At 72.5% G+C, this 13127-nt stretch carries 13 protein-coding genes; 11 read left to right on the forward strand and 2 right to left on the reverse strand.

Features of this window, described 5'->3' with window-relative positions:
• Nucleotides 1-2: 2 nt before the first annotated feature.
• Together JOE48_RS14650 and JOE48_RS14655 are read left to right on the forward strand one after the other, a co-directional pair.
• Nucleotides 3-683 (forward strand): aspartate/glutamate racemase family protein, encoded by a 681-nt coding sequence (locus JOE48_RS14650; RefSeq protein WP_210030857.1) that lies wholly within the window; start codon nt 3-5, stop codon nt 681-683.
• A gap of 13 nt (nt 684-696) precedes the next feature.
• A complete protein-coding gene (locus tag JOE48_RS14655; RefSeq protein WP_210030859.1) occupies nt 697-2016 on the forward strand; it encodes a dihydroorotase in 1320 nt (439 codons plus the stop codon).
• 13 nt (nt 2017-2029) lie between these two features.
• On the opposite strand, the gene JOE48_RS14660 is transcribed toward JOE48_RS14655, so the two are convergent.
• Nucleotides 2030-3316, reverse strand: a complete 1287-nt coding sequence (locus tag JOE48_RS14660) for a hydantoinase/carbamoylase family amidase (protein WP_210030861.1) — start codon at nt 3314-3316, stop codon at nt 2030-2032.
• Nucleotides 3317-3659: 343 nt separating this feature from the next.
• On the opposite strand from JOE48_RS14660, the gene JOE48_RS14665 reads away from it, so the two are divergent.
• Genes JOE48_RS14665 through JOE48_RS14690 form a run of 6 tightly spaced genes read left to right on the forward strand, consistent with a single transcriptional unit; the run spans nt 3660 to nt 10007 of the window.
• Nucleotides 3660-4886, forward strand: a complete 1227-nt coding sequence (locus JOE48_RS14665) for a transporter substrate-binding protein (protein WP_210030863.1) — start codon at nt 3660-3662, stop codon at nt 4884-4886.
• On the forward strand, nt 4879-6510 hold the full coding sequence (urtB, locus tag JOE48_RS14670) for an urea ABC transporter permease subunit UrtB (RefSeq protein ID WP_210030868.1): 1632 nt from the start codon (nt 4879-4881) through the stop codon (nt 6508-6510). Before JOE48_RS14665 ends, urtB begins: the two co-directional genes overlap by 8 nt.
• A complete protein-coding gene (urtC, locus tag JOE48_RS14675; RefSeq protein WP_210030869.1) occupies nt 6507-7607 on the forward strand; it encodes an urea ABC transporter permease subunit UrtC in 1101 nt (366 codons plus the stop codon). Before urtB ends, urtC begins: the two co-directional genes overlap by 4 nt.
• Nucleotides 7604-8314 (forward strand): ABC transporter ATP-binding protein, encoded by a 711-nt coding sequence (locus JOE48_RS14680; protein WP_210030873.1) that lies wholly within the window; start codon nt 7604-7606, stop codon nt 8312-8314. Before urtC ends, JOE48_RS14680 begins: the two co-directional genes overlap by 4 nt.
• Nucleotides 8311-9024, forward strand: a complete 714-nt coding sequence (urtE, locus tag JOE48_RS14685) for an urea ABC transporter ATP-binding subunit UrtE (RefSeq protein WP_210030874.1) — start codon at nt 8311-8313, stop codon at nt 9022-9024. The genes JOE48_RS14680 and urtE overlap by 4 nt, the downstream gene beginning before the upstream one ends.
• A gap of 20 nt (nt 9025-9044) precedes the next feature.
• Entirely contained in the window at nt 9045-10007 is a 963-nt protein-coding gene (locus JOE48_RS14690; RefSeq protein WP_210030876.1) for an acetamidase/formamidase family protein, read from the forward strand.
• Nucleotides 10008-10168: 161 nt separating this feature from the next.
• Here JOE48_RS14690 and JOE48_RS14695 read toward each other — a convergent pair whose 3' ends face one another.
• On the reverse strand, nt 10169-10522 hold the full coding sequence (locus JOE48_RS14695) for a transposase (protein WP_210030878.1): 354 nt from the start codon (nt 10520-10522) through the stop codon (nt 10169-10171).
• A gap of 198 nt (nt 10523-10720) precedes the next feature.
• Between JOE48_RS14695 and JOE48_RS14700 the strand changes: the two genes are divergently transcribed.
• The 3 genes from JOE48_RS14700 to JOE48_RS14710 all read left to right on the forward strand — a co-directional run bounded on the left by JOE48_RS14700 (nt 10721) and on the right by JOE48_RS14710 (nt 13123).
• A complete protein-coding gene (locus JOE48_RS14700; RefSeq protein WP_210030880.1) occupies nt 10721-11407 on the forward strand; it encodes an XRE family transcriptional regulator in 687 nt (228 codons plus the stop codon).
• A 100-nt stretch (nt 11408-11507) separates the two neighbouring features.
• The gene (locus JOE48_RS14705) at nt 11508-12416 is read left to right on the forward strand and encodes a glutamine amidotransferase family protein (protein ID WP_210030881.1); all 909 of its coding nucleotides are present in this window, start codon (nt 11508-11510) and stop codon (nt 12414-12416) included.
• Between the two features lie 26 nt (nt 12417-12442).
• Nucleotides 12443-13123 (forward strand): GXGXG domain-containing protein, encoded by a 681-nt coding sequence (locus tag JOE48_RS14710; RefSeq protein WP_210030882.1) that lies wholly within the window; start codon nt 12443-12445, stop codon nt 13121-13123.
• The last annotated feature ends 4 nt before the right edge of the window (nt 13124-13127 follow it).

A 13127-nucleotide genomic window follows, 5' to 3' on the forward strand; every position in this document is an offset into this window, starting at 1 on the left:
GCATGCATCATCGCGGCACCACCGGACCCGCGCGCATCCTGGTCATCAACCCGAACGCCTCCCGGGCGGTGACCGCCGCCATCGACGCGGCACTGACGCCGCTGCGCCTGGACGGCGGCCCCGTCATCGCGGTGACGGACCTGCCCGAGGGGCCGGCGGGCATCGCGACCCAGCGGGACGCGGATTCCGTGGTGATGCCGCTGGCCCGGCGCATCGCGGAGGATCCGGCGGACGCCTTCGTCATCGCCTGCTTCAGCGACCCGGGCCTGCATACCGCCCGCGAGGTCGCCGGCGGCAGGCCCGTGATGGGGATCGCCGAGTGGGGCCTCCTCCGGTCGCTCACCCTCGGCGAGCGCTTCGGCATCGTCGCCCTGTCGGAGGGCAGCGTGCGGCGCCAGCGCCGGATGGTCCGCCAGATGGGCCTCGGCGAACGCTATGCCGGCAGCCGGCCTGTGGAGGCGCAGGCCGACGAGTCGGCGGGGGAGGCCATCCGCGACCGCCTGGTCGCGGCGGCCCGGACCCTGGTCGCGCGCGACGGCGCCGACGTCATCGTGCTCGGCTGCGCCGGCATGGCGCCGCACCGGGCCGCCGTCGCGCGGGCGGTCGGGTGTCCGGTCGTCGAGCCCTGCCAGCAGGCGGTGGCGGCGGCCCTCGGGGCGGTTCTGCTCCGGGCGGACCTGTAGGGAGACTCCGGCGATGCACTACGACCTGCTGATCCGCGGCGGCACCTGCGTCACGCCCTGGGGCACCGAGGCGATCGATCTCGGCGTCAGCGACGGGCGCATCGCGGCCCTCGCGACGCCGGCCGGCGCGACCGCGGAGGCGGTGATCGACGCCGCGGGCCTGCACGTCCTGCCCGGCCTGATCGACAGCCACGTCCACCTGCGCGACCCCGGCGACCCGGCGGTGGAGACGATCGAGACCGGCACGCGGGCCGCGGTGCTGGGCGGGATCGCCACCCTGTTCGACATGCCCAACACCGTCCCGCCGATCGCCGATACCGAGCGCCTCGCGTGGAAGCGCGACTACGTTGCGGGCCGGAGCTGGTGCGACATCGGCCTCTACGTGGCCGGCACGAAGGCCAATATCGACGCCCTCGCCGCGCTGGAGCGTGCGCCGGGTGTCTGCGCCGTCAAGGTCTTCGCCGGCAGCTCCACGGCGGCGCTGATGATCGAGGACGACGCGCATCTCGAGCTCGCCATGCGCGCCGGCCACCGGCGCATGGCCTTCCACAGCGAGGACGAGGACCGGCTCCAGGCCCGCAAACCGCTGTTCAGCCGGGGCCAGCCGTACCGGACCCACATGGAATGGCGCGACCCGGAATGCGCCTTCCTGGGCACGCGGCGCCTCATGGCGCTGGCCCGGAAGACCGGCCGGGCGACCCATATCCTGCACGTCTCCACCGCCGAGGAACTCGCCTACCTGCGCGATTTCCGCGACGTCGCCACCGTGGAGGTGCTGGTCAATCACCTCACGCAGGTGGCCCCGGACTGCTACGACACCCTCGGTGGCTTCGGCGTCATGAACCCGCCGATCCGCGACGAGCGCCACCGGGCGGCCGCCTGGGCGGCGGTTCGCGACGGCACCGTCGACACGGTCGGCAGCGATCACGCGCCCCATGCGCGGGCCGCCAAGGAGCAGCCCTGGCCGGACTGCCCGGCCGGCCTCACCGGGGTCCAGACCCTGGTGCCGGTGATGCTCGACCACGTCGCGGCCGGGCGCCTGCCGCTCGCGCGCCTCGTCGACCTGATGGCGGCCGGGCCGGCCCGGGTCTACGGCCTTGCCGGCAAGGGCCGGATCGCCGCCGGATACGACGCCGACTTCACCCTCGTGGACCTGAAGGCGCGCCGCAGGATCGAGGAATCCTGGATCGTCTCGCCCTGCGGCTGGACGCCCTTTGCCGGCACCGACGTCACCGGCTGGCCCGTCGCCACGATCGTGCGCGGCCACCTCGTGATGCGCGACGACACCGTCCTGGGCGCGCCGGCCGGCCGCCTCGCGCGCTTTTCCGCCTGACGGGCGCCCGCCCTCAGCCGGCGCAGGTCTCCGCCACCAGCCAAGCGGTGAGGATCGCGACGGCGTCGAGGAGGTCATCGGTCGCCATGGCCTCGTCGGGGTTGTGGCTGCCATTGGCGTTGCGCACGAACAGCATGGCCATCGGCACGCCGGCCTTGGCGAAGGCGGCGGCGTCGTGGGAGGCGGGGCTGCCGAGGGGCCGGGTGGCGATGCCGAGCGCGTCCGCGGCCGCCGCGAGCCCGTCGCGGATCCGGGGCGAAACCGCGCCGACGCCCGCCTCGGCGCGGGGCCCGAGGGCCACCGTGACACCGCGGCGCTCCGACACGTCCGTCACGGCGGCCAGGAACGCGGCCTCCAAGGCCGACAGCACCTCGGCTGTGTAGGCCCGCATGTCGAGGCTGAACCGGAACGCGCCGGGGACGGTCGTCAGGCCGTGGACCGCGGCATCGGTGTGGAACCGGCCGAAGGTGACGGCCATCGGGCAGCCGGCGGCCTCGCGCTCCGCCCAGACCCGATCGAGGGCCAGGGCGATCTCGGCGCCCGCCATGGCCGCGTCGCGGCGGAAGCGGCGGGGCGTTCCGACATGGTCGTAGCGCCCAAGGATCCGGACGTCGGGGTAGCGGACGTTGCCGGGAATCCCGGTGCAGAGGCCGACCGGGATCCCGGCCTCCTCCAGGCTCGGCGCCTGCTCGATATGCACCTCCAGGAAGGCGTGGATCGCGGCGGCGTCGAGGGCGGGCGGGCCGCTGCGCAGCGCCTCCGGGTCGCCCCCCTCCCGGGCGATGTGCGCGGCGAGGCCGAGGCCGCTGTCGATCCGGGCGGCGTCGAGCGCCCCGTCCGGCAGGGTTCCGAGGGCCGCCCGGCTGCCGATGTAGGAGACCTGGAACCAGACGCTCTCCTCGGCGCGGATGGCCATGACGGTGATGTCGCGCGCCGGGGTCAGCCCCAGGTCGCGGAGCGCCGCGACGGCGGCGAGCCCGGCCACCACCCCGGCGGCCCCGTCGAAATTGCCGCCCTGGGCGACGGTGTCGAGGTGGGAGCCGATCAGGATCGGCGGCAGGCTCCGGTCCCGCCCCGGCAGCGTCAGGGTGGTGTTGGCGGCCGCGTCCCGCCCGATCGCGAGGCCGAGAGCGGCGGCGCAGCGCATCACCACCGCGTGCGCCTCGGTCTCCTCCGGGCTGTAGGAGGCCCGCGTGAACCCGGGATCGGTCCGGCCGCACCGGGCAAGGTCGTCGAACAACGCCTCCACCCGGCCGCGCTGCGCACGGACCGCCGTGCCGACCGCCGATACCGTGTCCATTCCGCCGCTCCCGGTGCGCGGGTCCGGGGCGGACCGCGACGGCGCCACCCTGCCACTTCCGTGCCGGCGCCGCTTCCGCTGGAGGCGCGACCGCCGGCGCGATCCGACACGGCTTCCGATCGACGCCGACCTCTGATGCCGGCCGCCCGTCATCACGCTCCGGGCGACACAGGTCTGGGCCTCAATACGCAAATTTTGACGTTCTCGGCACAGGACCGCCCGCAGCGCGTACAAGTGCCGCCAATATGCGCAAGAACCCCGGCGACCTGCAGTCTCTTTGACCTTCCCGTCGCTCGGACGGCGACCGACAATCGACCCGTCATTCAAGGGAGCTTCGGGGTCGATGACGCATCTCACGCGACGCGGCGTCTTGGGCACGGCGGCGCTGCTCGCGGCACCGGCCATCATCCGGCCGGCCTTCGCCGCCGACACCGTCAAGCTCGGCTGCCTGTTCTCGTCGTCGGGCACGATGGCCAATCTCGAGGGCCGGCTGAACCACGTGGTCCGCATGGCCGCCGACGCGATCAACGGGCGCGGCGGCGTCAACGGCCGCCAGATCGAGGTCCTGACCTCCGATCCCGCCTCGGACTGGCCGCTCTACGCCCAGGTCGGCCGGCAGATGCTCCAGCAGGAGAAGGTCGCGGCCCTGTTCGGCTGCTGGACCTCCGTGTCGCGCAAGTCGGTGCTGCCGGTGGTCGAGCAGAATGACGGGCTGCTGTTCTACCCGCTCCACTTCGAGGGCGACGAGAATTCCAAGGCCGTCGTCTACGTGAACTCGCCGCCCGCGAGTTCCGTGCTGCCGGCGGTGGATTACCTGATGGGCCCGGACGGGGTCGGGGCGAAGCGGTTCTTCATGATCGGCTCGGACTACGTCTGGCCGCGCACGATCAACAAGCAGCTCAAGGGCTACTGGACCAGCAAGGGCATCCCCGAGACGGCGTGGCGCGAGGAATACGTGCCGTTCGGCTTCTCGAACTTCCAGACGCTGGTGAACCAGGTCCGCAGCTTCGCCAGCCAGCCGGGCGGCCAGGCGATCGTGGTGCTCACCGTCGTCGGATCCTCGATCCCCGACTTCCTGCGCGAATTCGCCAACCAGGGCATCAGCGCCACCGACGTGCCGATCCTCGGCCTCGACATGGTGGAGGCCGATCTCGAGGGGCTCGATACGGCCAAGCTCGTCGGCCACCTGAATTGCTGGGCCTATCTCCAGGCCGCCAAGGGCGAGCGCAACCAGACATTCCTCGCCGACTGGGCCGCCTACGTGAAGGCCAAGAACGTCCCGTTCAGCGCCGACACGGTGATCGACCCGATGGTCTCGGCCTATGACAGCGTCCATCTCTGGGCGCTGGCCGCCGCCAAGGCCGGCTCCTTCGCGGTGCCGGAGGTGCGCAAGGCCTTCGCGGGCCTCAGCTTCGACGACCCGTCGGGCTACACGCTGACCATGACGGGGGAGAACAATTACGTCTCCCGCGGCGTGTTCATCGGCTCGGTCAACGAGAAGCGCGGCTTCGACGTCCTCTGGCAATCCCCGAACGCCCCGAAGCCGGTCCCGTTCAGCCCCTATGGCTGAGCCGAGGCGGTTTTACCTCTGGGTGCTTCCGGCACTCTGGTGTCTTGTACATTCGGCGACCCCGGCCTCCGCAGCGCCGCTCGACCGGGCGGCCTTCGCGGCGGATCTGTGCGGCGACGGCGCCGCGCAGGTCCGCGGGGCCGAGGGCCTCGTCCAGGCCGGCGGCGACCTGCCGGCGGACGATCTCGCCTTCGCAGGCCGGCTCCTCGGGGCGTTGGCCGAGCGCCGCCTGTCCTGCCGGGCGGAGGGCGCCGTCCTGCTCGACCGTCCGAGCGCATCAGAGGGGCGCGATGCGGTCAGCGGCGCGCCACGGCCGGTCGCGGAGGCGCGCGCACCGGTCCTCGGCCTGCGCCAGCGCGCCGCCCTCGAGACCGCGCGCGGCACCGTCGCGCTGCTGACGGGTGCGGATCCGGCCGCCCGCGGAGCCGGGCTGTCGGTCGTGGAGCGCCGCATCGCCACCGTCCCGGCGGCCGTGCTCGATCGGGCGCGGGACGCCGAGACGGATCCCGCGCTGAAGGGGACGATCGCCGGGCTCGCGCAGGCGGCCGCCCTGTCGTCGCCCGATCCGGCCCGGCGCCGGGCGGCGATCGCCGCCGTGGCCGCGAGCCCGTCCGGGACCGCGCAGGCGCGGCTCGCGGCGCTCAAGAGCGATCCCGCCTACACCGCCGACCCGGCCTTCCGGGCCGCGCTCGATGCCGGCCTCGCGCAGGTCTCCCGGGCGGTGGCGATCGGCGACGGCCTCGCGGTCGTCTACAACGGCCTGAGCTTCGCCAGCATCCTGTTCATGGCGGCGGCCGGGCTCGCGATCATCTTCGGGCTGATGGGCGTGATCAACCTCGCCCAGGGCGAGTTCATCATGCTCGGCGCCTACGCCACCTACGGCGTGCAGGAGGCCTTCCGCCGGCTCGCCCCGGGGCTGCTCGACCTGTACCTGTTCGCCGCCATTCCGGTCGCCTTCGGGGCGGTCGCCCTGGCGGGCATCGTCGTCGAGGCGCTGATCCTGCGCCACCTCTACCGGCGGCCGCTGATGAGCCTGCTCGCCACCTGGGCGGTGAGCCTGTTCCTGGTGAACCTCGTCCGCGTGACGGTCGGCACCCAGAACCTGCAATTCGTCATGCCGGCCTATGTCAGCGGCGGGGTGCCGCTCTACGCCGACTTCGTCATGACCTGGAACCGCCTGTTCGCCATCGGCTTCGCGGCGGCGACCCTCGTCCTGACGCTGCTGATCCTGCGCCGCACCCCGCTCGGCCTCGACATCCGCGCCGTGACCCAGAACCGCGACATGGCCGCCTGCCTCGGCCTGCCGACCCGCCGGGTCGACCGCCTCGCCTTCGGGCTGGGCTCGGGCCTGGCCGGGCTCGCCGGGGTGGCTCTGTGCCCGATCTACAGCGTCAATCCCGGCATGGGCTCGGGCCTCATCGTCGACAGCTTCATGGTGGTGGTGCTCGGCGGCGTCGGCAGCCTCGTCGGGACCCTGGTGGCGGCCCTCGGGGTCGGCGGCGCCAACGTGCTGATCGAGCCGATCTCCGGCGCGGTCGCCGCCAAGGTGATCGTGCTCGTCGGCATCATCCTGTTCCTGCAGCGCCGGCCCGAGGGGCTGTTCGCGGTGCGGCGGCGGCGATGAGCGGCGGCGTGCAGACCGCCCTTGCCGCCCCCGCCGGACCGGCGCGGCGTGCCGTGCGCGATCCCCTGGTCGCGGGGCTCGTCGGGCTCTGCCTCACCGCGGCGGCGGGGCTCCTCGTGGCGTCCCCTGCCCCGTATCTCGTCAACGCCCTGGGCCAGCTCGCCGCCTTCGCGATCCTCGCCGTGTCGCTGGATCTGGTCTGGGGTTATCTCGGGATCCTCAGCCTCGGGCACGGGCTGTTCTTCGCCATCGGCGGCTATGTCTGCGCCATGCACCTGCTGGCCCACGGCGCTGCCGTGACCGGCGTGCTGCCGGATTTCGTGCAGTTCATGGGCTGGAAGAGCCTGCCGGCCTATTGGGCCGGCCTCGACCACGCGTCGTACGCGTTCGTCCTGGCGCTGGCGCTCGCCGGCCTCGTCGCCTTCGTGTTCGGGTTCGCCTCGTTCCGCTCGCGGGTCAACGGCGTCTACTTCTCGATCATCAGCCAGGCGCTCGTCTACGTCGCGATGCTGCTGATGTACCGCAACGATACCGGGCTCGGCGGCAACAACGGCATGACCGGATTCCCGCTGCTGTTCGGCTGGCCGATGGGCTCGCCCGGCGTGGTCACGGGGCTCGCCGTCGCCGCCCTCCTGACGCTGGCGGCGGTGCTCGCCGGCACGCGGCTTCTCGTCGGCAGCGCGATCGGTCGGCGGATGCTCGCCTGCCGCGACGACGAGACCCGCCTGCGCACGCTGGGCTACAGCACCACCCGGCTGAAGCTCGGGATCTGGTGCGTCTCGGCCATGATCGCGGCGCTCGCCGGCATCCTCTACGTGCCGCAGGTCGGCATCATCAACCCGCGGGTGCTGGCGCCCGACCTGTCCATCGAGATCGCCGTCTGGGTGGCGATCGGCGGGCTGGGACGGCTCGGCGGGGCGGTGATCGGCGCGATCCTCGTCAACGGCCTGAAGTTCTGGCTGAGCGCCGCGATGCCGGAGGCGTGGCCGTTCATCCTGTCCGGGCTGGTGCTGCTCGTGGTGCTGGTCCTGCCGAACGGGCTCCTCGACCTCGTGGACTGGCGCCGGCGCCCGACCTGGCTGCGGGGGACGCGATGACCGCCCTCGTGGTCGACGCTCTCACCGTCGCCTTCGGCCGGTTCACGGCGCTCGATGCCGTGTCGCTCGCCGTCGATCCCGGCGAGGTGCGGGCGGTGATCGGCCCGAACGGCGCCGGCAAGACCACGCTCCTCGACGTGATCTCGGGCGTCACCAAGCCGGTCTCCGGCCGGGTGATGCTCGGCGACCATATCGACCTGACCAAGCGCTCCGAGGCCGAGATCGCCCGGGCCGGCGTGCGGCGCAAGTTCCAGAAGCCCAGCGTCTTCCCGGCGCTCACCGTGCGCGAGAACCTGGAGATCGGCTGCGGCCCCGCCCTCAGCCCGCGCGAGCGCCCGGCGCGCATCGCCGCCGTGCTCGGCGAGATCGGCCTCGGCCCCCGCGCCGAGGTGCCGGCCGGCAGCCTCGCGCATGGCGAGAAGCAGTGGCTGGAGATCGGCATGGTGCTGGCCGCCGAGCCCGTGCTCCTCCTCCTCGACGAGCCCGTCGCCGGGCTCTCCGACGCCGAGACCGCCCAGACCGCCGCGCTGATCCGGAGCTTGCGCCGGCCGGACCGGGCGATCCTGGTGATCGAGCACGACATGGGCTTCGTCGAGGCCATCGCCGACCGGGTGACGGTGCTGCACGAGGGCCGCACGCTCTACGAGGGCAGCATGCAGGGCGCGCGGGGCGATGCCCGGGTGATCGAGGTGTTCCTCGGCCGATGACCACAGCCGCCGCACCTGCGCGCCTCGCCGTCGAGGGGCTCGACCAGCATTACGGCAGCGCGCAGGTGCTGCGCGGGATCGGCCTCGCGGTCGAGCCGGGCGCCTGCCTCGCCGTGCTCGGCCGCAACGGCGCCGGCAAGACCACGCTGCTGCGCTGCCTCACCGGCCTGATTCCGGAAAGCCGCGGCCGGATCGCCCTCGACGCGACAGACCTGACCCGCCTGTCGCCCGACCGGCGCGCCCGCTCAGGGCTCGCCTACGTGCCGCAGGGACGCGAGATCTTTTCGGATCTGACCGTCGCCGAGAACCTGCGGGTCGCGGCCCGGGCCCACGCGCTGGAGCGGACCGACGCGGTCGACGAGGCGGTCGCCCTGTTCCCGGCGCTCCGCGGCCTCTGGCACCGCCCGGGCGGCAACCTCTCGGGCGGCCAGCAGCAGCAGCTCGCCATCGCCCGGGCGCTCGCCACCCGGCCCCGCGCGCTCCTCCTCGACGAACCGACCGAGGGCATCCAGCCCTCGATCGTCGCCGCCATCGAGGCGGTGATCGCCGGGCTCAAAGGCCGGATCACCGTGCTGCTCGTGGAGCAATACCTCGATTTCGCCCTGCGGGTCGCCGATTCCGTGGTGGTTTTGTCCCGCGGCAGCGTCGTCGAGCGCGGCGATCCGAAGGTGTTGAACCCCGAAGCCCTCACCCGTCACATCGCCGTCTGACGGACAAACCAGGAGCCGCCGTGCCGACCCATCACGAGATCCCCGCGACGCCCGAGACCATGGTGCTCGGCTATTTCGACGCCGCGCTCCCGCCCGTCCTCACCGTCGCGTCCGGCGACACCGTCACCCTGCACTCGCATCCGGCGGGCGGGCGCGAGTCGCTCCACCCCGATCCGGCCCGGGTGCCGCCCGACCTGCTCCACGCCCTCGACACCCTGGAGCGCGGCCCCGGCCCGCACTTCGTCACCGGCCCGGTCCACGTCGCGGGCGCCGAGCCCGGCGACATGCTGCAGGTCGACATCCTCGACCTGAAGTTCCGCCTCGACTGGGGCTTCGTGTCGATCCTGCCGCTCCTCGGCACCCTGCCGGACGAGTTCACCGAGTACGAGACCGTCCACGCCGACATCGACACCGCGCGCGGCCTCTGCCGCCTGCCCTGGGGCACGGAGCTGCCCCTCGACCCGTTCTTCGGCATCATGGGCACGGCCCCGCCTGCCACCTGGGGCCGGGTCGGCAGCCCGGTGCCCCGCGCCTTCGGCGGCAACATGGACAACAAGGAGCTGCGGGTCGGCACCACCCTCTACCTGCCGGTGTTCAACCCCGGCGGCGGCTTCTACGCGGGCGACGGCCACGGCGTGCAGGGCGATGGCGAGGTCTGCATCACCGCCCTGGAGACCGGGCTGACCGGCACGTTCCGGCTGACCGTCCGCAAGGACCTCCCGGGCGCGTGGCCCTTCGCCGAGACGCCCACCGACCTGATGTCGATCGGCCTGCACGAGAGCCTCGACGAGGCGATGCGCCAGGCCGTGCGCGAGATGGTGCGCCTCGTCTGCGCGCGGACCAGCCTCACCCGGAACCAGGCCTACATGCTGTGCTCGCTCGCCGGGAACCTGCGGATCACCCAGACGGTCGACGGCAACAAGGGCGTCCACATGCTGATGCCCAAGACAGCCCTCGCGTCGGCGCCGTCCGGAGCCGCTTGAGCGCATGGCCGGCCGATGCAGACCCCTCCGTCCTTGCGAGCGCAGCGAAGCCATGCCGGGACACGCTCCGACCTGAGAGGTCCCGCTGCCCCGGGTCGCTTCGCTGCGCGCGCGATGACGGCGAGGGATCCCTCACCCGAAGCATCCAGACGGAGACCGCCTCAGTTCGCGCTGCGCCCGAAGGCGAACCGGCCGACACAGGCGTAGGCGCCGCGATGGTGCGGCGTCTGGCGCAGGCTCGTGTGCTCCGTCGTGGCCGGTGCCCCGCGCACCGGCTGGACGAGCAGGGCCGCCCGAAGCCGCAGCACCTCCGCCCGGAGGCCGGCATTCTCCCGCTCGACCTGATCGAGCCGGGCCACTCCCGCTGGCTTCAGGCCGCCGAGGCGTCTTCGCCAGCGGTAGAAGGTGCCGAGCGAGATCCGGGCGCTCGCGCAGATCTCGGCGATGGGGATGCCACGCGCGGCCTCGTCGAGCAGGAAGGCGATCTCCTCATCGGTGTGCAGGGATCGACGCATGCAGGATCTCCCGGTTCGGCAGCCTTGAGTCCACTCCGCGGCCGGGGTGCGAGCAAGAAGCGGACCGGCGACGTGTCCGTGCTGCGCAGCCCGCGATCCGGGCGGGCGCCGATCCGTTGACAGGCGTCCGGCGCCGCGGCAGGGCGGCCGAGGATCCGCGCGGCCGCAACCCGCGATCGCCGAGGAGGGGAACCCGCCATGCGGTCAGGCTCGTCGAACCGGACGGCGGGGGAGGCGTCGGAGCCGGCGCGCGAGCCGGTCCTGTCGCAGGATCCGCACGCCGTCCGCGAGCCGCGCGAGAACAACCTCGAACGGGCGATCGGCCACGAAGTGCGCGAGCGCCGGAAACGCCTCGGCCTCACCTCCGCCGACCTCGCCGCAGCCACCGGCCTGTCGCCCGGCATGCTGTCGAAGATCGAGAACGGCAACATCTCGCCGTCCCTGACGACGCTGCAGCTGCTCGCCCAGGCGCTCGGCATGCCGATCACCGGCTTCTTCCGGCGCTACGAGGAGGTTCGCAACGCCGTCTTCGTCAAGGCCGGCGAAGGCGTCGAGCTGGAGCGGCGCGGCACCCGCGCCGGGCACCAGTACAACCTGCTCGGCCACATCCACGAGAACACCAGCGGGGTCACGGTCGAGCCGTACCTGATCACGCTCACGACCGATTCGGACGTGTTCCCGACCTTCCAGCACGCGGGCCTGGAATTCCTCTACATGCTGGAGGGCGAGGTGCTGTACCGGCACGGGGACCGGCACTTCCACATGCAGCCGGGCGACAGCCTGTTCTTCGACGCCGACGCCCCGCACGGGCCGGCGGAGCTCTTGGTGCTGCCGGCCCGCTACCTCTCGGTGATCGCCTACCCGCAATCCGGGGGGGCGGACTGACCCGTCGTCAATTCTTGAGAAGAAATCTTATTTCCTGACAGTTGATTCTCCGTTGCGAGACCGCCTATGCTCCGGGCGAACCCGCGACGGAGGTGGTGCCATGTGCGGCATCGTCGGATTGTTCCTGAAGGACCCCGCCCTGGAGCCGCGGCTCGGCGCCCTGCTCGCCGACATGCTCGTCACCATGACGGATCGCGGTCCGGATTCGGCGGGCCTCGCGATCTACGGGCCGCCGACCCCCGGCCGCTCGAAGATCACCGTGCAGTCGGCTCAGGCCCTGGCGGATTTCCCCGCCCTGGAGCAGCGCCTCGCGGAGGCCTCCGGCGGCTCGGCGCGGGTGGCGGTGAAGAGTTCGCACGCGGTGATCACCGTCGCGTCCGACCGCCTCGACGCGACGCGAGACGCCCTCAAGGGCCTCTCGCCAGACCTGCGCGTGATGGGCGCGGGCGAGAGCGTCGAGATCTACAAGGAGGTCGGCCTGCCGAGGGACGTGGTGGCGCGCTTCGGCATCGCCCGGATGTCCGGCACCCACGGCATCGGCCACACCCGGATGGCGACGGAATCGGCCGTGACCACGATGGGCGCGCACCCGTTCTCGACGGGGGCCGACCAGTGCCTCGTCCATAACGGCTCGCTGTCGAACCACAACAACCTGCGCCGGAGCCTCGCCCGCGACGGCATGGCTTTCGAGACCCAGAACGATTCCGAGGTCGCGGCCGCCTATCTCACGACCGCGATGGCGCGGGGCCGGGATCTCGGCGCGGCGCTCGCGGGGGCGCTGGAGGATCTCGACGGGTTCTTCACCTTCGTGGTCGGCACCAAGTCCGGCTTCGGCGTCCTGCGCGACCCGATCGCCTGCAAACCCGCGATCATGGCCGAGACCGAGCGCTACGTCGCCTTCGGCTCGGAATACCGGGCGCTCGTCGGCCTGCCGGGGATCGAGACCGCCCGAATCTGGGAGCCCGAGCCGGCGACCGTCTACTTCTGGGATCAGCGGCAGGCCGCCTGAGCCGCCCTCACATCACGGATCCGTCCATGCCCGTCTTCGATCTGGCGGCGACGCCCCTGCGCGCCCTGAACCAGGCCCTTCACGGCGTCGCCGCCGGCGCCAACGACACCGCTTTCGAGGTGCTGAACCCGCGGGGCCAGCACGCGGTGGCGGTCGGGATCGACGGGCCCGTCTCCGTCACCGTGCGCGGCTCGGTGGGCTATTACTGCGCCGGCATGAACGACGGCGGCACCGTCACGGTGCAGGGCTCGGCGGGTCCCGGCGTCGCCGAGAACATGATGTCCGGCACGGTCGTGATCGAGGGCGACGCCTCGCAATATGCCGGAGCGACCGGGCGCGGCGGCCTCCTCGTCATCAAGGGCAACGCGGCCTCGCGCTGCGGCATCTCCATGAAGGGCATCGACATCGTCGTGCACGGCTCGATCGGGCACATGTCGGCCTTCATGGGGCAGTCCGGATCCCTCGTGGTCCTGGGCGATGCCGGCGAGGCTTTGGGCGACTCGCTCTACGAGGCGAAGCTGTTCGTCCGCGGCAGCGTGAAGAGCCTCGGGGCCGACTGCATCGAGAAGCCGATGCGCCCCGAGCACCGCGCGTACCTCGCGGCCCTGCTCGACCGGGCCGGGGTCACGGACGTCCGGCCCGAGGCGTTCCGGCGCTACGGCTCGGCGCGCCAGCTCTACAGCTTCAACATCGACAACGCCTACTGAGCGG

The sequence above is a fragment of the Methylobacterium sp. PvR107 genome (assembly GCF_017833295.1).
Classification (GTDB): Bacteria; Pseudomonadota; Alphaproteobacteria; order Rhizobiales; family Beijerinckiaceae; genus Methylobacterium.